Source organism: Paenibacillus sp. FSL R7-0204 (genome assembly GCF_038002225.1).
GTDB lineage: Bacteria > Bacillota > Bacilli > Paenibacillales > Paenibacillaceae > Paenibacillus_AQ.
Genome location: NZ_JBBOCA010000001.1, coordinates 2,433,642 through 2,455,800, shown reverse-complemented (window position 1 = coordinate 2,455,800; position 22,159 = coordinate 2,433,642). Strand labels below are relative to the sequence as shown.

At 54.8% G+C, this 22,159-nt stretch carries 14 protein-coding genes; 3 read left to right on the top strand and 11 right to left on the bottom strand.

Annotated elements, in window-relative coordinates; all coding sequences use genetic code 11:
* Positions 1-194: 194 nt before the first annotated feature.
* The 9 genes from MKX42_RS10905 to MKX42_RS10860 all read right to left on the bottom strand — a co-directional run bounded on the left by MKX42_RS10905 (position 195) and on the right by MKX42_RS10860 (position 16,863).
* On the bottom strand, positions 195-1,313 hold the full coding sequence (locus tag MKX42_RS10905) for a hypothetical protein (protein WP_340752513.1): 1,119 nt from the start codon (positions 1,311-1,313) through the stop codon (positions 195-197).
* 28 nt (positions 1,314-1,341) lie between these two features.
* The gene (locus MKX42_RS10900) at positions 1,342-2,469 is read right to left on the bottom strand and encodes a hypothetical protein (RefSeq protein WP_340752512.1); all 1,128 of its coding nucleotides are present in this window, start codon (positions 2,467-2,469) and stop codon (positions 1,342-1,344) included.
* A gap of 195 nt (positions 2,470-2,664) precedes the next feature.
* Complete coding sequence (locus MKX42_RS10895) at positions 2,665-9,516, bottom strand: hypothetical protein (RefSeq protein WP_445669313.1); 6,852 nt, start codon at positions 9,514-9,516, stop codon at positions 2,665-2,667.
* A 158-nt stretch (positions 9,517-9,674) separates the two neighbouring features.
* Entirely contained in the window at positions 9,675-10,397 is a 723-nt protein-coding gene (locus tag MKX42_RS10885; protein ID WP_340752511.1) for a hypothetical protein, read from the bottom strand.
* Between the two features lie 287 nt (positions 10,398-10,684).
* Entirely contained in the window at positions 10,685-12,430 is a 1,746-nt protein-coding gene (locus MKX42_RS10880; protein WP_340752510.1) for a glycosyltransferase, read from the bottom strand.
* A 186-nt stretch (positions 12,431-12,616) separates the two neighbouring features.
* Entirely contained in the window at positions 12,617-13,663 is a 1,047-nt protein-coding gene (locus MKX42_RS10875) for a sugar phosphate nucleotidyltransferase (protein ID WP_340752509.1), read from the bottom strand.
* Between the two features lie 18 nt (positions 13,664-13,681).
* Positions 13,682-14,455 (bottom strand): hypothetical protein, encoded by a 774-nt coding sequence (locus MKX42_RS10870; RefSeq protein ID WP_340752508.1) that lies wholly within the window; start codon positions 14,453-14,455, stop codon positions 13,682-13,684.
* Positions 14,456-14,497: 42 nt separating this feature from the next.
* Positions 14,498-15,742, bottom strand: coding sequence for a glycosyltransferase family 2 protein (locus tag MKX42_RS10865; protein ID WP_340752507.1), 1,245 nt, complete (start codon positions 15,740-15,742; stop codon positions 14,498-14,500).
* Entirely contained in the window at positions 15,739-16,863 is a 1,125-nt protein-coding gene (locus MKX42_RS10860; protein WP_340752506.1) for a glycosyltransferase family 2 protein, read from the bottom strand. The genes MKX42_RS10865 and MKX42_RS10860 overlap by 4 nt, the downstream gene beginning before the upstream one ends.
* Positions 16,864-17,041: 178 nt before the next feature.
* Here MKX42_RS10860 and MKX42_RS10855 point away from each other — a divergent pair, with 178 nt between their 5' ends.
* The 3 genes from MKX42_RS10855 to MKX42_RS10845 all read left to right on the top strand — a co-directional run bounded on the left by MKX42_RS10855 (position 17,042) and on the right by MKX42_RS10845 (position 21,071).
* A complete protein-coding gene (locus MKX42_RS10855) occupies positions 17,042-18,211 on the top strand; it encodes a glycosyltransferase (protein WP_340752505.1) in 1,170 nt (389 codons plus the stop codon).
* Between the two features lie 79 nt (positions 18,212-18,290).
* A complete protein-coding gene (locus tag MKX42_RS10850; protein WP_340752504.1) occupies positions 18,291-20,438 on the top strand; it encodes a glycosyltransferase in 2,148 nt (715 codons plus the stop codon).
* A 66-nt stretch (positions 20,439-20,504) separates the two neighbouring features.
* Entirely contained in the window at positions 20,505-21,071 is a 567-nt protein-coding gene (locus MKX42_RS10845) for an acyltransferase (RefSeq protein WP_340752503.1), read from the top strand.
* 46 nt (positions 21,072-21,117) lie between these two features.
* On the opposite strand, the gene MKX42_RS10840 is transcribed toward MKX42_RS10845, so the two are convergent.
* A complete protein-coding gene (locus tag MKX42_RS10840) occupies positions 21,118-21,786 on the bottom strand; it encodes a hypothetical protein (protein ID WP_340752502.1) in 669 nt (222 codons plus the stop codon).
* Positions 21,776-22,054, bottom strand: coding sequence for a hypothetical protein (locus tag MKX42_RS10835; RefSeq protein WP_340752501.1), 279 nt, complete (start codon positions 22,052-22,054; stop codon positions 21,776-21,778). Before MKX42_RS10835 ends, MKX42_RS10840 begins: the two co-directional genes overlap by 11 nt.
* Positions 22,055-22,159 lie beyond the last annotated feature (105 nt).

Here is a 22,159-nt window from a genome sequence, read left to right as displayed (position 1 = left end):
CAAGTCCACGATATGCAGAATATTTCATAGACCTCTCGGAGATCTGGCAACACCTAATATTCTATGCTTGTGAAATCAGTCCGGCCTGGACCATTCCTCTAAAATTTCCAAAGAGGCCAATCACTTCTCTGTTCTGAACTTTTGACGCGGCAAAGCGCCAGAATTCATTCTGGCGCTCGTTATAAATCGTTATATTAGTTAATCCTGATCAATTGAATATTGGCAGAGAAGGTGCCTGCTTCTCCAACAGGTTCAGTAGCATTTTCATTAACTAATCCCACAAACTGTGGTATACCTGTAGTCCCAATGATACCGCCCCCTGCCACAGTTGCAATTGTGTTGGCGCCCAATGCCGAAGTTGCTTGTGAGCCAGGAACAGGACCAATAAGAGCTTCACCTGCATCATAGGTGTACAGTTGAAAGCTCATTGGTTCAGCAAAAACTTTCCCACCAGTGACAAAGTATTGGACCAGAACTGTAGAATCAACAGGCAGTGGAAAGTACTGATTTGAATCTGGATTCAAAACAATACTTCCGCTACTCGGTCCAGTAGAGGTCCAAGTCACCGCTTCGGGAAAAGCACCAACTTGATCTGCTGTAGATCCAGCAGAAGCGTACTCTGCGAAGAAAGCGAGCCCCGTTAAGCCAGTCAGACCCGTCATGCCAGTCATGCCGGTCGCTCCCGTCTCTCCGGTCGCTCCCGTCTCTCCGGTCAGACCCGTTAAGCCAGTTAGCCCAGTCAATCCGGTCATCCCTGTCTCTCCGGTCATCCCGGTCTCTCCGGTCATCCCGGTCTCTCCGGTCATCCCGGTCATTCCGGTCATCCCGGTCTCTCCAGTCATCCCGGTTAAGCCAGTCAACCCAGTCAATCCGGTCAGACCCGTGAGTCCTGTCTCTCCCGTTTGTCCAGTTACCCCCATTGGACCTTGAAGACCCTGAATCCCCTGATCGCCTTGAGGACCTGGAGGTCCGCCGGGATTACCCGTAGCCCCCGTTGCGCCAGTAGGTCCTACCATAATGGATGCATTGAGGACTGTCTCCAGCTTGTTGGTGAGAATGAATTCTTTCTTGACAATGTCCCGCATCATATTTCTTACACTATCGTTCATAGCCAGCACATCGTCAATCGTTGCATCCGGAGCTGTAACTCCTGGTAAGGTACCCAGAATATATTGCAGTTTCTCCCCTTCGGCATTGATAATATGGCTGAGTCCCAATTCTTCCATTGCAATGGAGGACAACAGCAGGTTAACGGCATCATCCCGGGCAATGCTTATGGTCGGGGTGATATTAGGCAGGTTCGCCTGTGACATGAGATCAACTCCTCTATTTTAGGTTGGGTTAGAGCAATTTAATAATGGATATCGAGCCCGTAATTTCGCTAATTTCAGCGGGACCAGCATTAAACAAGAGCAGAGAATTAACTGTGTCAGCAGTAACGGTCGGAAAAATACTGCCCCCCACTGCCAGATTTGAAGTAGCTCCAACAGGCACCGAATTATTGGATATCGCTTCACTTGCTGGAATCGTGACACCGTTAAGAGCAAGGGCAACGCTCATACTCGCCCCTGTCGCAGCAATAGCATTTACTGCATAATGAACGTAGTATGTGGCCGGTTCCAGACTAGCTCCAGCACCGTTATTCTGCAGAAAGTAACCGCCACCTGGGTTGATGGAGATAGCTGTTCCAGTGAAATAACCGTTATCATTAAAGAGTATTGGACCACGTGCTCCTATCGGGCCTGCTTCAGCACCATTGAAATAAGCCAACCACCGGTCAATAAGAGCCTCTCCGGTCCCCCCGGTTGCTCCAGTCATTCCGGTCACTCCGGTCACTCCAGTCAGACCCGTGAGGCCCGTTTCTCCCGTCTCTCCGGTTTGCCCTGTAACACCAGTTACCCCTGTAACTCCAGTCAGACCTGTGAGGCCCGTTTCTCCCGTCTCTCCGGTTTGCCCTGTAACACCAGTTACCCCTGTAACTCCAGTCAGACCTGTGAGGCCCGTTTCTCCCGTCTCTCCTGTAAGTCCTGTCATACCCGTCATACCAGTAACTCCAGTGAGGCCGATTGGACCATCGTCTCCAGTCTCGCCTGCTGGACCCGGCAGTCCTCGTGGACCTATCGGTCCCTCGTCTGGTCCTGTTACGCCTGTGGCTCCAGTACCACCATAATCAACCGGTGCGGCAAGCAGACTCTCTAACTGGCTGGTCTGCAGCCAGGCGCTTTTGACCGTTTCCCCCAGCATACTACGGATACTATCAGTGATATCCTGAATATTAGAGATATTCACCACCGGAGCAGTTACTCCAGGAAGAGTGCCAAGCGCGTATTGCATCTTCTCCCCTTCTGCATTAATTACATGGCTAAGCCCTAACTCTTCCATGGCGATGGCTGACAGCATCATGTTGATGGCATCGCTACGGGTGAGTGTAATGGTAGGTGTAATGTTAGGCAGATTAGCTTGAGACAATTCAATCCTCTCCTTCCTTGATTAGAATAGTCCATCATATGCCGCTTTGAATGATTGGTTCAGCAATTCGTCCAGGCTATGTAAGAAAAAACAAACTATTTTTTTGCTCTACACATACACATGCGTGAAGACCAGCCTGCAGCAGGCTGGTCTTCACGGGAGGCAAAAAATTAATGATCACAATTTAGAGAAAGATCATAACAACTGGACTATGGTAACTTTAGCTGCGTAGAACCCGCCTTCTTGTACTCCAATAATATTAGTAGTTACAGAAGTGCCTTCGTACATAAGTGCCAGTTGAATCGTTGCCGGCACAAAAGTCGCTAAAATATGAGTTCCATACAGATAAGTGGCAACCGTATTTATCGAAGCGAAAACTTGTGTTACAGTGTCAAATGCACCATTAACAATCAATTCCAGACCGGCTGCTTTGGTATCAGTGGATTTAACATTAGCTTGATACAGGATCAAGTAGCTTCCGGGCTCTACCGTAAACACATCGGTATCATCAGATTGTGGTCCTATAGAATTCCCAGTAGTGGATTGTAAATCTATAGTAAAGTTCGGGATCGGGAAATGATCACTTGTTGCTTCAATACCCGCTCCATAGTACAAAAACTGAGCGTAGCTCTCGGATAGAACACCAGTCGCTCCCGTCTGACCTGTTGCTCCCGTTAACCCAGTCATCCCGGTAAATCCGGTAACACCGGTGACACCGGTTACTCCAGTCACTCCTGTCTGACCTGTTGCTCCCGTTTCCCCCGTAAGTCCCGTCTCTCCGGTCAGACCGGTCACACCTGTCTGCCCTGTATCCCCCGGTCTACCTGAACCTCCTCGTATTCCTCCGCTGCCTTGAGGACCTCTTGCACCCGTTGTTCCCGTTGGTCCAGTTGTTCCTGTTGGACCTGTTGGACCTGTTTGGCCTATAACTGTTCCAGTAAGCCCTGGTGGACCAGTCGTACCTGTCAGACCCGTCGCTCCAGTCTCTCCCGTAAGTCCCGTTGCTCCCGTCTCTCCGGTCAGACCTGTTGCGCCCGTTTCTCCGGTGAGCCCTGTTGCTCCGGTCTCTCCCGTCAGACCTGTCGCTCCGGTTTCTCCCGTAAGCCCTGTTGCTCCGGTTTCACCTGTCAGACCCGTCGCTCCGGTTTCTCCCGTCAGCCCTATCGCTCCGGTCTCTCCCGTCAGACCTGTTGCGCCCGTTTCGCCGGTGAGTCCTGTCGCTCCGGTTTCACCCGTGAGCCCCGTCGCTCCAGTTTCTCCGGTCAGACCCGCTGCTCCAGTCTCTCCCGTGAGTCCTGTTGCCCCAGTCTCTCCCGTGAGGCCCGTCGCTCCAGTCTCTCCCGTGAGCCCTGTTGCTCCAGTCTCTCCGGTCAGCCCTGTCGCTCCCGTCTCCCCGGTCAGCCCCGTCGCTCCCGTTTCCCCGGTGAGCCCTGTCGCTCCAGTCTCTCCCGTCAGCCCTGTTGCTCCGGTCTCTCCCGTCAGACCCGTCGCTCCGGTCTCTCCCGTCAGCCCTGTCGCTCCAGTTTCCCCGGTCAGTCCTGTCGCTCCGGTCTCTCCGGTCAGTCCTGTTGCTCCCGTCTCTCCGGTCAGTCCTGTTGCTCCGGTTTCTCCCGTGAGCCCCGTCGCTCCCGTTTCACCGGTCAGTCCTGTCGCTCCGGTTTCCCCGGTCAGTCCTGTCGCTCCGGTCTCTCCGGTCAGCCCTGTTGCTCCCGTCTCTCCGGTCAGTCCTGTTGCTCCGGTTTCTCCCGTGAGCCCCGTCGCTCCCGTTTCACCGGTCAATCCAGTCGCTCCCGTTTCACCGGTCAATCCAGTCGCTCCCGTTTCACCGGTGAGTCCCGTTGCTCCCGTCTCTCCGGTCAGACCCGTTGCTCCAGTTTCTCCCGTGAGTCCCGTGGCTCCCGTTTCACCGGTGAGTCCCGTTGCTCCCGTCTCTCCCGTGAGTCCTGTTGCTCCGGTCTCTCCCGTCAGCCCTGTCGCTCCGGTTTCCCCGGTCAGTCCTGTCGCTCCCGTCTCTCCGGTCAGTCCTGTTGCTCCGGTCTCTCCCGTCAGACCTGTTGCTCCCGTCTCTCCCGTGAGTCCTGTTGCTCCCGTTTCACCGGTAAGTCCCGTTGCTCCTGTTTCTCCAGTCAGCCCCGTCGCTCCGGTCTCTCCTGTCAGTCCTGTTGCTCCGGTCTCTCCCGTGAGTCCCGTGGCTCCGGTCTCTCCCGTCAGCCCTGTTGCTCCGGTCTCTCCCGTCAGTCCCGTGGCTCCGGTCTCTCCCGTCAGACCTGTTGCTCCGGTCTCTCCCGTCAGTCCCGTGGCTCCTGTTTCACCCGTGAGCCCTGTTGCTCCAGTTTCTCCAGTGAGTCCCGTTGCTCCGGTCTCTCCTGTCATTCCCGTCGCTCCCGTTTCCCCGGTCAGCCCTGTGGCTCCCGTTTCACCTGTGAGTCCCGTCGCTCCTGTTTCACCCGTGTGTCCTGTTGCCCCAGTCTCTCCCGTGAGGCCCGTCGCTCCCGTTTCACCGGTCAATCCAGTCGCTCCCGTTTCACCGGTCAATCCAGTCGCTCCCGTTTCACCGGTGAGTCCCGTTGCTCCCGTCTCTCCGGTCAGACCCGTTGCTCCTGTTTCACCCGTGAGTCCCGTGGCTCCCGTTTCACCGGTGAGTCCCGTTGCTCCGGTCAGCCCTGTGGCTCCCGTTTCACCTGTGAGTCCCGTCGCTCCTGTTTCACCCGTGAGTCCTGTTGCCCCAGTCTCTCCCGTGAGGCCCGTCGCTCCCGTTTCCCCGGTGAGGCCCGTCGCTCCAGTCTCTCCCGTGAGTCCTGTTGCCCCAGTCTCTCCCGTGAGGCCCGTCGCTCCCGTTTCCCCGGTGAGGCCCGTCGCTCCAGTCTCTCCCGTGAGCCCTGTTGCTCCAGTCTCTCCCGTGAGCCCTGTTGCTCCAGTTTCTCCAGTGAGTCCCGTTGCTCCGGTCTCTCCCGTGAGCCCCGTCGCTCCCGTTTCTCCGGTCAATCCAGTCGCTCCAGTTTCACCGGTGAGCCCCGTTGCTCCCGTCTCTCCAGTCAGCCCCGTGGCTCCGGTCTCTCCTGTCAGTCCTGTTGCTCCGGTCTCTCCCGTCAGACCTGTTGCTCCCGTCTCTCCCGTCAGACCTGTTGCTCCGGTCTCTCCCGTCAGCCCTGTTGCTCCGGTCTCTCCCGTCAGTCCCGTGGCTCCTGTTTCACCCGTGAGCCCTGTTGCTCCAGTTTCTCCAGTGAGTCCCGTTGCTCCGGTCTCTCCTGTCAGTCCCGTCGCTCCCGTTTCCCCGGTCAGCCCTGTGGCTCCCGTTTCACCTGTGAGTCCCGTCGCTCCTGTTTCACCCGTGAGTCCTGTTGCCCCAGTCTCTCCCGTGAGGCCCGTCGCTCCCGTTTCCCCGGTGAGGCCCGTCGCTCCAGTCTCTCCCGTGAGCCCTGTTGCTCCAGTCTCTCCCGTGAGGCCTGTTGCTCCTGTTTCACCCGTGAGCCCTGTTGCTCCAGTTTCTCCAGTGAGTCCCGTTGCTCCGGTCTCTCCTGTCAGTCCCGTCGCTCCCGTTTCCCCGGTCAGCCCTGTGGCTCCCGTTTCACCTGTGAGTCCCGTCGCTCCTGTTTCACCCGTGAGTCCTGTTGCCCCAGTCTCTCCCGTGAGGCCCGTCGCTCCCGTTTCCCCGGTGAGGCCCGTCGCTCCAGTCTCTCCCGTGAGCCCTGTTGCTCCAGTCTCTCCCGTCAGTCCTGTTGCTCCGGTCTCACCAGTGAGCCCCGTCGCTCCGGTTTCACCCGTGAGTCCTGTTGCTCCTGTTTCCCCGGTGAGCCCTGTCGCCCCAGTTTCTCCGGTCAGACCCGTTGCTCCAGTTTCTCCCGTCAGACCCGTTGCTCCCGTTTCCCCGGTCAGCCCTGTGGCTCCCGTTTCACCCGTGAGCCCTGTTGCGCCCGTTTCTCCCGTCAGACCCGTTGCTCCGGTTTCTCCCGTCAGCCCTGTCGCTCCGGTTTCCCCGGTCAGTCCTGTCGCTCCGGTTTCCCCGGTCAGTCCTGTCGCTCCGGTTTCCCCGGTCAGTCCTGTCGCTCCGGTTTCCCCGGTCAGTCCTGTCGCTCCGGTTTCTCCCGTGAGCCCCGTCGCTCCCGTTTCACCGGTCAATCCAGTCGCTCCCGTTTCACCGGTCAATCCAGTCGCTCCCGTTTCACCGGTGAGTCCCGTTGCTCCCGTCTCTCCGGTCAGACCCGTTGCTCCAGTTTCTCCCGTGAGTCCCGTGGCTCCCGTTTCACCGGTGAGTCCCGTTGCTCCGGTCTCTCCCGTGAGTCCTGTCGCTCCCGTCTCTCCCGTCAGCCCTGTCGCTCCGGTTTCCCCCGTCAGCCCTGTCGCTCCGGTCTCTCCCGTCAGCCCTGTCGCTCCGGTTTCCCCGGTCAGTCCTGTCGCTCCGGTTTCACCAGTGAGTCCCGTTGCTCCCGTCTCTCCCGTCAGACCTGTTGCTCCCGTCTCTCCCGTGAGTCCCGTTGCTCCAGTCTCACCTGTCAGCCCTGTTGCTCCGGTCTCTCCCGTGAGTCCTGTCGCTCCCGTTTCCCCGGTGAGGCCCGTCGCTCCAGTCTCTCCCGTGAGCCCTGTTGCTCCAGTCTCTCCCGTGAGTCCTGTTGCTCCTGTTTCCCCGGTCAGTCCTGTCGCTCCGGTCAGCCCTGTTGCTCCAGTTTCTCCCGTGAGTCCCGTTGCTCCGGTCTCTCCCGTCAGCCCTGTCGCTCCGGTTTCCCCGGTCAGTCCTGTCGCTCCCGTTTCACCTGTGAGTCCCGTCGCTCCTGTTTCACCCGTGAGCCCTGTTGCTCCAGTCTCTCCCGTGAGTCCTGTTGCTCCTGTTTCCCCGGTCAGACCCGTTGCTCCTGTTTCACCCGTGAGTCCTGTTGCCCCAGTCTCTCCCGTGAGGCCCGTCGCTCCCGTCTCTCCAGTCAGCCCCGTGGCTCCGGTCTCTCCTGTCAGTCCTGTTGCTCCGGTCTCTCCCGTGAGGCCCGTGGCTCCGGTCTCTCCCGTCAGCCCTGTTGCTCCGGTCTCTCCCGTCAGTCCTGTTGCTCCGGTCTCTCCCGTCAGCCCTGTTGCTCCGGTCTCTCCCGTGAGTCCTGTTGCTCCCGTTTCACCGGTAAGTCCCGTTGCTCCAGTTTCTCCAGTGAGTCCCGTTGCTCCGGTCTCTCCTGTCAGTCCCGTCGCTCCGGTTTCCCCGGTCAGTCCTGTCGCTCCCGTCTCTCCGGTCAGTCCTGTCGCTCCGGTCTCTCCGGTCAGCCCTGTCGCTCCCGTTTCACCGGTCAGTCCTGTCGCTCCCGTTTCCCCGGTGAGGCCCGTCGCTCCAGTCTCTCCCGTGAGTCCTGTTGCCCCAGTCTCTCCCGTGAGGCCCGTCGCTCCCGTTTCCCCGGTGAGGCCCGTCGCTCCAGTCTCTCCCGTGAGCCCTGTTGCTCCAGTCTCTCCCGTCAGACCCGTTGCTCCAGTTTCTCCCGTCAGACCCGTTGCTCCAGTTTCTCCCGTGAGTCCTGTGGCTCCCGTTTCACCGGTGAGTCCCGTTGCTCCAGTCTCTCCCGTGAGTCCCGTTGCTCCAGTCTCACCTGTCAGCCCTGTTGCTCCCGTCAGACCTGTTGCGCCCGTTTCGCCGGTGAGTCCTGTCGCTCCGGTCTCTCCCGTGAGCCCTGTTGCTCCGGTCTCTCCCGTCAGACCCGTTGCTCCAGTTTCTCCCGTCAGACCCGTTGCTCCCGTTTCCCCGGTCAGCCCTGTGGCTCCGGTCAGCCCTGTTGCTCCCGTCTCTCCGGTCAGCCCTGTTGCTCCCGTTTCTCCCGTGAGCCCTGTCGCTCCAGTCTCTCCCGTCAGCCCTGTCGCTCCAGTTTCACCGGTGAGCCCCGTTGCTCCCGTCTCTCCAGTCAGCCCCGTGGCTCCGGTCTCTCCCGTCAGCCCTGTCGCTCCGGTCTCTCCCGTCTCACCTGTCAGACCTGTTGCGCCCGTTTCTCCCGTCAGACCCGTTGCTCCGGTTTCTCCCGTGAGTCCCGTTGCTCCCGTCTCTCCCGTCAGACCTGTTGCGCCCGTTTCGCCGGTGAGCCCTGTCGCTCCGGTTTCACCCGTGAGCCCCGTCGCTCCAGTCTCACCGGTTAGACCCGTTGCTCCCGTCTCTCCCGTCAGCCCCGTGGCTCCGGTCTCTCCCGTCAGCCCTGTCGCTCCGGTCTCTCCCGTCAGCCCTGTCGCTCCGGTCTCTCCTGTGAGTCCTGTTGCTCCCGTTTCACCGGTAAGTCCCGTTGCTCCTGTTTCACCCGTGAGCCCTGTCGCCCCAGTCTCTCCCGTCAGACCTGTTGCTCCGGTCTCTCCCGTGAGTCCTGTTGCTCCCGTTTCACCGGTAAGTCCCGTTGCTCCTGTTTCACCCGTGAGCCCTGTCGCCCCAGTCTCTCCCGTCAGACCTGTTGCTCCGGTTTCCCCAGTGAGCCCTGTTGCTCCGGTTTCTCCGGTCAGACCCGTTTCTCCCGTAAGCCCTGTCGCTCCAGTTTCTCCCGTCAGCCCTGTTGCTCCGGTCTCTCCGGTCAGACCCGTTGCTCCAGTTTCTCCCGTGAGTCCCGTGGCTCCCGTTTCTCCCGTCAGCCCTGTTGCTCCGGTCTCTCCCGTCAGCCCTGTTGCTCCAGTTTCTCCCGTAAGCCCTGTCGCTCCCGTTTCTCCGGTAAGCCCTGTTGCGCCCGTTTCTCCTGTCAACCCCGTGGCTCCGGTTTCTCCCGTGAGCCCTGTCGCTCCCGTTTCTCCCGTCAACCCCGTGGCTCCGGTCTCTCCCGTCAACCCCGTGGCTCCGGTTTCTCCCGTGAGCCCTGTTGCTCCCGTTTCTCCTGTCAGACCCGTTGCTCCGGTTTCCCCAGTGAGCCCTGTTGCTCCCGTCTCTCCTGTCAGTCCCGTTACTCCCGTTTCACCTGTGAGCCCCGTTGCTCCCGTTAGTCCAATCGATCCGGTACTTCCTGTAAATCCCACGTTACCTCTACTACCTTGATTCCCTCTAGCGCCAGTTGTACCTGTAGGCCCTGTAGGCCCGGTTGTTCCTGTTGGTCCTGTTGGTCCTGCACCCATTAGTTGTCAACTCCTCGCTGTTACCGAATTACAATCCACAAAAATACCTCCAATATTATCCATTTTTAAGAATAAATTAAGAAACGGGTACTCATCCTCAAACAAGGAAGGTATCCGTTTCTAAATTTTATTTAATGAGCGGGAATAGATTCTTGTAATTAGTTCAAGGCAAAAATAGTTGCTTGACCCCAAATATTACCACCGGCCGGGGCATTTGGAATATCCGCTGTTACATTAGTACCAGCTCCAAGAAGCCATAACTGCATATATACATTTCCGTAACCACTGGTATCTACAAGCAACACTGCAGACACTGGACTCACAGGATTAGTTGTCTCAGGCACCTCAACTCCAACATAATAATTAAAAGAATCAACACTATAGCTACTAGGATCATCATAACTTAATGCTACTCCAATTGCCGGTGCAGCATTACTCGTATAGGCAACATTAATGTTAAAGGAGATATGGTAGACATGCCCTCCAGGCAAAGTAAATGTATTGCCAGTATCAGGGTCAAGCGTAATCGAATGTTCCGGATCAACATGTTGCGCGTTGAAATTTCCGATAGGAGTATCAGGATTATCACCATACGTGTCTCCATTGATTACATATGTTCCGAAAATAGAACTGATTGATCCTGTAATTCCAGTCATACCTGTCATACCTGTAAGTCCGGTTACTCCCGTGACCCCTGTAAGACCAGTATGTCCTGTATGTCCTGTTAAACCTGTATGTCCAGTAAACCCTGCTCCCGTCGTTCCCGTGACTCCTGTCATTCCTGTTAATCCCGTATTCCCTGCTCCCGTCGTTCCCGTAACTCCTGTCATGCCCGTTAATCCCGTATTCCCTGCTCCCGTCGTTCCCGTAACTCCTGTCATGCCCGTTAATCCCGTATTGCCTGCTCCCGTCGTTCCCGTGACTCCCGTCATACCCGTTAATCCCGTATTGCCTGCTCCCGTCGTTCCCGTGACTCCTGTCAGACCCGTATAGCCTGTCGGACCTGTTGTTCCTGGTGCACCAGGCAACCCTCGAGTACCTGGACCCCCTCTTACTCCCCCGGTCCCTGGATTGCCCTTTGGCCCCGTTGTTCCCGTTGGTCCTGTCGGTCCAGTTGTTCCTGTTGGTCCTACTGACATGATTATTTATCCCCTTTCAGCACTTAATTTCAATTTTCTTCTATTCTTGAAGGCTTCCGAAGCACAAGGGCAATCTCGCTGTTCTCCTTGAAGCTTTCAGGGAACGCGATAAACTCTCCGCTGATTGGATTACACCCAAGAATCGTCTCCCGTGCTGCCAGACGATTTCTCTTAACCTTCCAGTATGCCTGTTCTACTTCACCTTCTTGTAAGCATAGATTAAGAGACAGCATAGAATGCAGACTGGCTTGTGAACTCTTCATTGCAGCTAATGTTTCCCAGTCCTCTCCATCCAGTTCCTCGTAGAGATTCAGCCAAAGTACATAAGGGGATGTCAATAGCTCATCTATCCTCGCCCAGAGCTTAGACGGTTCTTCCTCAGAGGGGAGAGTAAGAACCGTCGCCCCCAATTCACCGGCAAGCTTATTAGCGTCCTCTTCTATTCCAGCGTTGATCACAATCCACTGATCTGCGAACGGCTGCCAATTGGCCGCCCACTTCCGCACAGCCGAGAACGGACCATCTTCCTTGCAGAGCAATGTGATTACAGACCAGGAATTCTCCGGAGTTGTGTGGCAACGAAGGGAGCTTTTCTGCGGAGAAAGTGAAGAAATACTACAGTTACCCGAAGGATCATCTCCCACCGCCCGCAATTCTTCTTCCAGATGCGATAGCTTCTCCGCCGCTTCTGTGAATGAAGGGGAATACTCCAGCGCCCTGCGGTACCAGATGCCGGCTTCACCGGACATACCGCGCAGCTCATAACAATTCCCGATATAATAGCAGGGGTAGAAGGTTCCCGCACCTTTGAGAACCATATAATGAAGAGCATTCTCTCCAAGCGTCAGACAATGCTCGAAAGCGGAGATCGCAGCCTCTACCTGGCCGATATGCATTAGAATGCAGCCCTTATACAGATGCAGGTCCACATAATCCGGGTAGAGGCTGATGGCCTTGTCAATGCCGGGCCAGCCTTCCTTGAAGCTGCCCATCGCCACCAGACAGCCATACTTGAGCTTGTAAAAAAGCGATGGCGGCAATCTTGTCTGCCCCAGCGAAGCGGCAATGGCCAGATTAACCTGCTGGAAGGCCAGTGCATACTTCCCCACCCGCTGATATTCACTTGCTATATGGTAAAGACTCCACGGATCGGGGTTCGGATTATCTGTCACGGCCTCCTGCAGCAGCTTCAGATTGCGTTCATGTTTGGACTTCAGGGACGTTACGGACTGCAGATAGCCATAATGGAACAGCCGGACCGGAAGCTGGACCGGAGTGCGGATATCTTCCCGGGTATACGTCCCGGGCCAACTTAATTGTTCATGAATGCCCCCAGTGAAGTGAACCCCCTCTCCGTTACGGAACAAGCGGCACTGGGACAGCCGGTAAGCTTCATCTGCCTGAGGCCGATATAGGCCATTGAAGTGGATCGTCTCCAGATATGCCTGCTTGTGATCCTTCAGGGTACTTACCACCCGAAGCTTAAGTGCATCATCAGCAGCAAGCTCTTCATCTGCATCCATCCATAGTATCCATTCCCCTGTTGCATGACCGAGGCTATAATTGCGGGCTTCCGCGAAGCTCTCCTTCCAGGGAAATTGAAGAATGGTTGCGCTGTAGCCGCTGGCAATGTCCATCGTCCTGTCGCGGGAGCCTGTATCCACGACAATCACCTCATCTACCCCTTCGCGCACACTCGACAGACAGCGTGCAATCCAGGGCTCTTCATCTCTGACGATCATGCATAGGGAGATTAATGGGACGTTCTCCCTCACAGTGTTCAGCCATCCTGGGACTTCCTCCCTTCATAATGGACTTACCGGACCATGCGGACGGACCGGTCAGGTGGATGTTCACATCGATTAACATCACCCTTTTACCTTATGACGGTTACCGCCCGCATAGAACATTGTCGGATAAAGTCGGACAATCTAAATATGAAATTCTAAATCGTCACCGCCTCAATCCACAGGAATGTATTCCTTCCGTTCTTCCTGGTCTGGCGCGGGAAGCAGATGCTTCAGATGATCTGCGGCATCTTTACGGGCGACCAGAATGCCGCCGGGACCTGCTGCTACGATCACATCGTCCAGTCCGACAAGCATGACTGGAATATCCAGTTCGTTGACAATCTGGCAATTCCGGGAGTCCGCACTGACCTGGCCCCATCCCAGAACGGAAGAGGCTAATTCTTCAGAGAGCGTGTTCCAGGTTCCTAAGTCCTTCCATCCTTGGTGATAGGGCACACAGATCAGACGGCTGTTGCCTTCCAGCACCTCAACATCGAAGCTGCTCTTGGGAAGACGGTGATATTGCCTCTGCAGTTCTGCATAATCCTTCGGATAGCCTGCTGCCTCCAACCTGCTCAGCAGATCGCATAACCGGAAAGCGAAAATACCGCAATTCCACATCGCCTGCTGCTTAAGCAGCGCCTCGGCCGCCTTCTTCTCGGGCTTCTCTACGAAGCAATCCACCGGCACGTAGGCCGGATTCTCGGGCTTCCCTGCAGCAGCAGAGGAGGGGACCGGAACAATATAACCATATTTGCCTGATGGACCGTCCGGCTTCGCTCCAAGCAAAGCGACCTCCGCACCGGACTGCCGCAGCGCCCGGTCCAGCTCTGCCAGCTTGAAGAAGAATTCGTCGTTCACGTAAGCATCTACAGGCAGCACAATGACCGTCTCCTCGGGGGGAATATTCTCCACCGAGTACAGATAGGCCGAGGCAAGGCTGACTGCCGGAAAGGTATCTCTGCGCCTCGGTTCAATAATGACTCTCGGAGCCGTGCGGAGTTGCTTGCGGATCAGCATTTCTTGTCCGCTTGAGGTTGCAATATAGACTTCATGGTCAAGACCCGCTGCCGATAACTGCCGCCAGATCCGCTGAAGCATGGACTCACGCCCGCCTCCCGGAGCAGGCAGCACCTGAAGGAACTGCTTGCTCCGGATACTGCTGGAGAGCGGCCATAAGCGAGTGCCGGAACCGCCGGATAGAAGCACCAGCTTCATGGTTCATTCCTCCCTTCCCTATTGGAAGTTGTCTGCCGTCAGATTGACTGTGCTGAACTGCTCTTCGGTATCCATAAAGGTCAGCATCCCGTACTTTTTGCGGTTATCCAGGTATTGGGGAATCCCGGCCTTTCTCAGACCATCGCTCATAATGACATATTCGAAGCGGTTGGTGCCGTCACCGTAGCGGACATGCTCCAGAATGTCACGGCGCATCAGATAGGTGCAATGGATAACATCAACCTGGATCAAACCCTTCACAGCCTGATATAAGAAATTGAAATACATGTCGTTGCTCTTGAAGTAACCATCTGCATCCACCATATTATGATAGTTGGAATATAGACTTAACGGAGCCTCAGCCACAGTAAGCAGTGGCCCGACTACCGGCAGATTCGTAGAGAGCAGGCTCTCCAGCGTATCCGGGGCAATGAAATTATCACAATCTGCTACAAAATAATGGGTGTTTCTTAATTTAGCCCATTCAATGGACTCTTGACGCAGCCTGCCGATTACTCTTAAGCGTTCATAAGTCCATTCATGCGGAGCATAGTCCTGTACAGGCTCTTCCACATCGCTGGTATTCAAATACACCTCATCGTATCTCTCGCCCACCCGCTCGACCCATTCTCTAAGAATCTCTTCAGTCCGGTCATTGTTGTTGTTGGTCCGAATGTACAGCTTGATCCTTGAGGCAGGGTATGTCTGCCGCTCTATAAGTTCCAGATAGAGCGGCAGCAGATGCGCCTTGTCCTTAGCTAATATAGCAATCGTTACCAGATCCTGTTCCATGATTGCCCTCCTGTTCAAAAGTGATATTGTCTTATCTTTCTATTAACTTGATGCAGCAGTCTCACGGTCTGGCGCCGTTACCCGGGTGCTGATGGTAGCTTGGCTGACAATTCCGAAGAATGGACTTTGTCTTAGCTGCTCAATGTCTTCCGGGTAGAGCCTTCCACCATCCTGTCTGATCATATAACGGGCACCTTCCCCACAGCGGAGAGAGACCACTTGATATTGATGGAACAAGGACAGCTTAAGCCCATTGAATCTCCGGCGCTCATCCGCCGTGAGAATATCGCCTTCCTGCAGCCAGAGAATATAAGGCTCGGTTGCCATATGACAGATCCATTCCCGCAGCATTCGCACATCAGGGTTCCCTTTCACGGTATAGACCTGCCGTGTATAGCGGGCTGCTGTTTGTGCAATGCGTTCATTGCCGGATGGGTCTACCACAATCATTTGTTCCGTTACCCCTGCAAATGAAGCCAGTGTCTCTTCCAGTGCAGCCTCGTCGCCGGATGCAATAATTGCCGCGCATATGTCCACGGGTGGAGTGTAGATCAGGCTATGGATATCCACCCCCCATTTCCGGAAAGCTTTCTGCTGGTTCTGCTGAAGAAGTGTAGTAAGATCGAAGGAAGGATCCTGCCCCATACTGGCATGACCGATATGGTGAATGAAGGAATCCAAGGCAATCAGCAGCTTATAGCCATGCTGGAGTGCCCGCAGGCATAGATCGTCATCTTCATAATTCCCCAGGCCATACCGTTCATCGAACCATCCAATCTCAGACAGAACACTGCGTTTAACCAGCAGACAGAAGCCGATCAGGCGCCTGACCTCTTCCACTTGGCCGCGCTTCGACTCACAGTATTCTGCCGCGAATGCCTCCATATTCTTGAGTTCACTGTAAGTTACTGGTACAAGCTGATGTCCGCTAATGTAATTCGTAACAGGTCCTGCCATACCTACACTACTGTCGCTATTCAATGCACGAAGCATAGGTGTCAGCCATCCGGGAGGCACTACGGTATCATTGTTAAGGAACAGAATCGCGTCGCCTTCCGCCAGCTCTACCCCCTGATTGCAGCCTTTGGCAAACCCCAGGTTCTGCTGATTCTCAATCAGCTTCAGTTCGGGATAATGCGCCTTCAGGAATTGCACCGTATCATCACTAGAGCCATTGTCAACGATAATGATCTCATGCTCCTCGGGTGTATTTCGCTTAATGCTCTCCAGACATTGAATCGTTAAGGGCAACTGATTAAGGGTGAGAATAATAATACTCGTCTTCACTGGACCAACTCCTTTTGTTCTTCAGGCACGTAGACATTAACCTCTACATGTTTGTCCCCCAGCAACTTCGTATAGTAATCCCGGTTATATATAGCACTTGGATTCTCCGGATAGTGTCCGAAAGAAATTTCATTGCAAAAGTCAGCATAGGTATGGTCACCCAGCTTATCATAGCAGACACAGAGCTGCAGATTCGGGAGCCACGTACTTGCAGAATAAATCTCCGTTCCCGGTTCACTGATCTTAGGGAGAGACGGGGCAAGCTTGAACCAGTAGACTGCTTGTTCGTATTGCTGTAATTCCATGTAATAAAAGCCTATTCTACAGCACACATCCGGTCGCGGGACATTGTAGTCAAACGTGCGGCACAGGGCCAGGAGCTGCCCCTGCTTGTTCCCCAGCGCCCCGTGGCTGTCCGCCAGCCTCAAGCAGGCCTGAATATTATCCTCAACCCAGCCTTCGCCTTCGGACAAGAAGCGCTCATAGTTCTCCACCGCCTCAGGGTAGAAGCCATGATCGTATAGTTCATTGGAGTAATAGATCCGGTCTCTGGCGGTAAACGGCTTACCCTCAGCGATCATCTTGCGGTAGATATTAAGGTTACGCTGCGTGTATTCCTTGTCTTTCTTATGTGTAACGCAGACGTCGCTCTCAAGCACAGGCGCTGTTACCTCAATATACTCATGAACAGCGCCGAACCATCTGAATCCGCAGTCGCGTCTGACCAGACGGTTGCGTCTGAAGCTGTAGAGCGACTTCCCATGCTCATCCGTTATGAGAATATAAGACATGGATACGGCATGATATTCGGAAGTCATTGTAGCCTTCAGCGTCTTGAACCGCTCCCGGTCAATCTCCTCAATGACGTCATCAGCATCCAGCCACATGATATACTCACAGGCCGCTTGGGCGAATGCATAGTTGCGGGCGGCTGCGAAATCATCGATCCACTCGAAATCATAGATTGTGGCGCCATATTCAGCCGCTATCTCTTTGGTACGGTCTGTTGAGCCGGTGTCCACGATGATGATCTCATCCATAATATCCGCGACCGATGACAGGCATCGTCCCAGGCTCTTCTGTTCATTGCGTACAATCATACACAAGCTGATGGTCGGCAAGTCTACTCCTCCTTCTTGCAGATTCTGAATATCCGGACTTACCGGATTTCTCGTATATGTATATGCCGGTCTTGCCGGATCATTCGGCCAGATTTCCCCGCATGAATTCCATTGCGGTTCATAAGCTAGTACAGATACCCCTGTAATAATCTGGCCACCAAGATTGAAGGAGGAGCATATGGATACGATCCCCCCCTCGCTCTACTATCGTTTATACCGTTATGGCACCGAATGCAGAATTGCCTCAGACGGTGTGTTATCGTTGCCGGAACAGACGGCAATCGGCTCCGGTGTGCTGATACGGGAAGGCTACCGGTGGGACATTCCATCTCCCGCCAAGGATGGATCACCCCGGATTGTGATCGGTGACCGCTGTGAATGCAGCCGGTTCCTGACGATCCATGCAACGGGCAAGGTGGAACTGAAGGCGGATGTGATCACAGGTCCGCACGTGTATATTACAGACGCCAGGCAAGGTTACGAGAAGGAAGAGAACGGTTCAAACACGGTAACAATCGGTGAAGGCTCATGGATCGGGGCTCATTCCTCTATCCTGGGACAGGTGAAGATTGGAAGAGGCTGTGTGGTCGGTGCGGGCAGCGTAGTTCTGCGGGATGTGCCGGATTACTGTGTAGTTGCCGGCAACCCTGCCGAATTTCGCCGGATCTATGAGCCTTCCAGCGGAGAGTGGGGCAGGGTACATAGCGAGGCGGAGGCCCGGGAGGTATTGGAACGCAGAAGCAAGGAACCGCTGCTCTCCATTTGCATCCCCGTACGGAATCAGGCAGAGGAACTAAGACGCTCTCTGGAATCGATCTATGCACAGACTGGTGATGACGGATTAATCGAGGTCTGCGTCCTGGATGATGCCCCGGCAGAGGAGACCGAGCAGATAGCACACCATGCGGGCAATCTGCACCGCAGCTTCCGCTACCACCGCAATTCGGCTGCTGCAGCAGGAAGTCATTTCAATATTCAAGCTGCGGGCATGGCACGCGGGAAGTTCATCATGTTGTATGAGCCGGGCGCCCCCTTCCTTCCAAATGCTCTTATTCCATTTATGAATGTACTTCACACTCATCCTGATTGTGCTATCATCCTGGTTCAGCCCGCACTCATCCGCACCCCCCCACAGACCGAACGGCTGAAGGGATTATCCGAATTTCACAGGCTTACAGCGTCATCTTCTTCCTCTCCTATCCCTGTTGCTCTGAACCGGGAGGAGTGGGAGCGTACTGCCGATTCTGCACAAGCCAAAGATTATCTGGACCCGTGGGTGTCCCGGCAACATGCACTATTGCAATTGAATCCGCAGTTCTGCGTGTGCCGTTATACCATGATGGCTTAAGCATAAACTCCGGGTCCATGAAGTCCGGCAAATGACAGGGATGCCAGGCACTGAGGTTAAAAGAGAGGATGTAAACGACATGGATGACCGTAAAATTTGTTTTATCATGTGTGTAAATAATGAGGAATTAGCGGAACGCAGCCAGCATAATCTGAAGCAACTAATCAAACCGGACGGATTCACAGTAGATCTCCAAATTGTTAGGAATGCCTCCGGCCTGGCAGTGGGGTACGATCAGGCGATGCGCCAGTCGGATGCCAAGTATAAGGTGTATCTTCATCAGGATGTCCATATCCTAAATAGTCAATTTCTTGTGGATATTGTCCGGCTATTCTCCGATTATCCGTTACTCGGCATGATAGGGACCGTCGGGGCTAAGACACTGCCCTATTCCGGTAATTGGCAGGACGCATCACAGAAATACGGTAAATTGATCGATAGCCATACAGGACCGCTTCAGCCGCTTGAATTCATGCAGCCAGCGGGTGAATATGAAACGGTGGAGTCGCTCAGCGGACCACTGATTGTAACACAGTACGACCTTCCTTGGCGTAAGGACTTGTTCACCGGCTCACACTTCTATGACGCCTCGCACAGCCAGGAATTCATCAGCAGCGGCTATGAAGTAGGCGTTCCGAAGCAGCATCTGCCCTGGTGTCTGCATAACTGCGGTATCCTGGATCAGACCACTGCTTATGAGGATGCCCGGCACATTTTCCTTGAATATTACGGCTATGGCAAAACCCACGGCCAGCACCGGTTCCATCGGCTTGGCAGCGGCTGCAACATTCATCCCTCCTGCCAATTATCGGGTACGACCGGGATTGCCCTGGGCAATGAAGTCAAGCTGCAGGCGGATTGCTGTGTCACGCTGCCCTACAATAATATGATCAGCGAACCACGCATCCAGATTGGCTCCGGAAGCGATATCGGACGCCGGTGCAGCCTGTCGGCAGTCAACCGGATAATTATCGGCGCCCAGGTCGCCATTTCAACTAATGTGCATATATCGGATCACAATCCTGCCTATGAGAATATCCACCTGCCCGTCATGAAGCAGGGGGTGGATTCCTGGAGCCATACCGTAACGATCGGTGCTGGAAGCTGGATTGGTGCCAACACCGTTATAGCCGGGGAGGTATCTATCGGCAAGGGCTGTGTCATTGGCGCAGGCTCGGTCGTTGTATCCGGCACGGTAATTCCCGATTATTGTGTAGCTTCGGGTACGCCTGCCAAAGTAATCAGGCAGTATGACCTCGGTTCCCGAAAGTGGCTGAGGACCAGTATATCGTCCGGGGGAGAAGCTGAATATCCCGCTGAGAAGGCTCCTCCGCAGCCGTTAATGAGTATTTGCATCCCTTCCTATAACTCCAGAGAAGAACTTGATCTTTGCCTGAAGAGTATTTACAGCCAGAATACCAGAGCGGAAGATTTCGAGGTGATAGTATCCGATGATGCCTCCACCGATCACACCGAGGAATTAGTGCAGAAGTATCAGGCAAATTACTCTAATCTTCGTTATTACCGTAATAAACGGCACGAAGGATCAGACTCCAATACCCTGAAATGTGCAGGCTATGCCAGGGGTGAATTCATTAAGCTTCACGGCAGCGATGATTACTGGCTCCCCGGATCTCTGGAAGCCATGTACAGCCTGATTGACAAGAACCGGGACTGCAGCCTGCTCTTCCTTGATATCCTTAGTAACAACGGAGTGATGAACCGGGGCTCGGGAATCAGCAAGTATATTGAACAGGTCTCGATCTACATTACATTTCTGTCAGGAATCATTATGCGCAGGAAGGAATTTGAACAGATTGCCGCACCTGAGCTTTTCATCGATTCGAATCTTACGCAGGTCTATCTGGAGCTCTCAATTCTGGAGATTACGCCGGATTATTGTGTATATCACCGTAAGCTGCTGACCAGCAGCGACAAGATTACAGGAGGATACAGCTTTGCTCAGACATTCATTCATTCATACCTGGGCATTCTTAATTACTTCCTGGATAAAGGATTGGATGCGGCCGTACTGGCAGCCGAGAAGAAGCATATCGCCCATACCTTTCTGCTCTGGTGGTACAACTACATGCTGGAGAAGAATCTTCAGCAGCTGCAACCCGGAGATTTCGCACAGTTTTTTGTTGCAGCCTACCAGGATGAAACCTATTATCCAGAGCTGCATGATCGGTTGCACCGGATTCAGGCCAAGCATCTAAATATCTGAGGCAAGATAACCGCCGGGCATGCCGCAGCAGGCTTGTCCGGTCCATCTGAAAGGAGGCAGTAACACATGGAAGGCATCAGCCAGGAATTTCAACAACGCTTCAATACCTTCGGACCCGGCAGTCTGATCGTGCTTAAGACCGATATCAACTGTCCGGAGAAAGTCGCTATCGGCCGCAATGTGCTTATTCAGGAGAACAGCTGGTTCACGGTAGTTCATCCAGGTCAAGGTGAGCCGCCGGCAATTTCAATCGGAGACGGCTGCAGCTGCAGCCGCAATCTGATCATTACCGCTGCGAACAGTGTCATTCTGGAGGAGAACGTACTTGTTGGGCCCGATGTCTATATCGCCGACACCGACCACCAGTACCGCCAGATTGGTATTCCCATCCGCGACCAGTGGATCACCTCCACCAGCCAGCAGGTGCGGATCGGTGCGGGCAGCGAGCTGGGTGCCCACTGCGTTATTGTAGGTAATGTGACGATTGGCAAGGGCTGCCGGGTCACACCGAACAGTGTGGTCACCCGGGATTTGCCGGACTTCTGCATCGCGGCGGGCAATCCTGCCAGAGTGGTGGATGCCTATGATCCCGAAGCGGGAGTGTGGCAGCTGCCCGGAGAAGGCGGACGTTGATAATAGAATAAGGAGTGGCTTTCAGCCAGACGGCAACCGGGATGACTTACAGGGAGCGCTTCAGGTTGGATGAGGTTCTGATCCCCACATAGTCAACGGTCGGCTGTGTATTCATAGATTGCGTCCTCGTCGGCTGCTGCCGCTCCACTACTTTCTTTGGCTGCTGCCGTTCCGTTGCCTTCTTTGGCTGCTGACGTTCCACCGTCTTCTTCGGCTGCTGCCACTCCACTGCTTTCTTCGGCTGCTGTGGCTCAACTGCCTTCTTCGGCTGAGGCTGAAGCGCAGGCTTCATCTGCTGCCGCTGCTGCCGCTTGCGTTCGCTGGCTGCGCGTACTCCTAATGTATGCCCACGCTTCTTGTGGGACGTCCGCTTGCGCGTGGCCTGTGCAGAACGCCGCTGGATGAACCGGACGGACTTACCCGTATTATAGAGAAACTTGCCCCCGGATACATAGGCATCCGCAGGGCGGATCGTCTGTTTAATGTAAGTAGAAGCCTGCTTCAGTTGCTCCGACTCTGGTTTTTCAGTCTCCCGGCCTGTGGGCTGAGCTCGTTCAAGCAGCCTTTCTGTCTCGCGCATGAACAGCGCCAGCTCGTCGTCCGCATTGACCGAGAGCCGCAGACAAGCCTGCTTCAGCTGCTCCATTTGTCCCATTGTTTTATGAATCGCCTGCAAAAGCAGCTCATCCTCCGATTTCCGGGCTTCAGCCTTCATACCCGTTCACCTCTCGCACCAGCCGTCTGCTGGTTTCCAGTGTCCGGCAGATCATGGCCTGATGCTGTGCCAGAGCCGTGATGATTCTGGCCACCGCTTCCTGCAGGGCGCCAAAACGTCCCATCTCTAATTCTTCCTCCCAGCCATATTCATCGGCATACAAATATTCCAGCTTGCGGATTTCAACCGCGATCAGAGCCGAGACCGCTTCTTCCTCCAGCGCCGCAGCCAGAATAATCGCTTTGATCAACCGTTCCCGCTGTAGCATCGCTTCATCCCCCCCGCCGCCTGCTTTGATTTAGTTACTGCTATATATATATGTGCTTTTGAGTTGTCCCAATCACCATTCGTCCAAGGTATATCGGATTTGGCG

Coding starts and splice junctions, on each gene's coding strand:
- MKX42_RS10905 (WP_340752513.1), bottom strand. CDS start 1,313: ATGTCACAGGCGAACCTGCCTAATATCACCCCGACCATAAGCATTGCC.
- MKX42_RS10895 (WP_445669313.1), bottom strand. CDS start 9,516: ATGGGTGCAGGACCAACAGGACCAACAGGAACAACCGGGCCTACAGGG.
- MKX42_RS10885 (WP_340752511.1), bottom strand. CDS start 10,397: ATGACAGGAGTTACGGGAACGACGGGAGCAGGGAATACGGGATTAACG.
- MKX42_RS10875 (WP_340752509.1), bottom strand. CDS start 13,663: ATGAAGCTGGTGCTTCTATCCGGCGGTTCCGGCACTCGCTTATGGCCG.
- MKX42_RS10870 (WP_340752508.1), bottom strand. CDS start 14,455: ATGGAACAGGATCTGGTAACGATTGCTATATTAGCTAAGGACAAGGCG.
- MKX42_RS10855 (WP_340752505.1), top strand. CDS start 17,042: ATGGATACGATCCCCCCCTCGCTCTACTATCGTTTATACCGTTATGGC.
- MKX42_RS10850 (WP_340752504.1), top strand. CDS start 18,291: ATGGATGACCGTAAAATTTGTTTTATCATGTGTGTAAATAATGAGGAA.
- MKX42_RS10845 (WP_340752503.1), top strand. CDS start 20,505: ATGGAAGGCATCAGCCAGGAATTTCAACAACGCTTCAATACCTTCGGA.
- MKX42_RS10840 (WP_340752502.1), bottom strand. CDS start 21,786: ATGAAGGCTGAAGCCCGGAAATCGGAGGATGAGCTGCTTTTGCAGGCG.
- MKX42_RS10835 (WP_340752501.1), bottom strand. CDS start 22,054: ATGCTACAGCGGGAACGGTTGATCAAAGCGATTATTCTGGCTGCGGCG.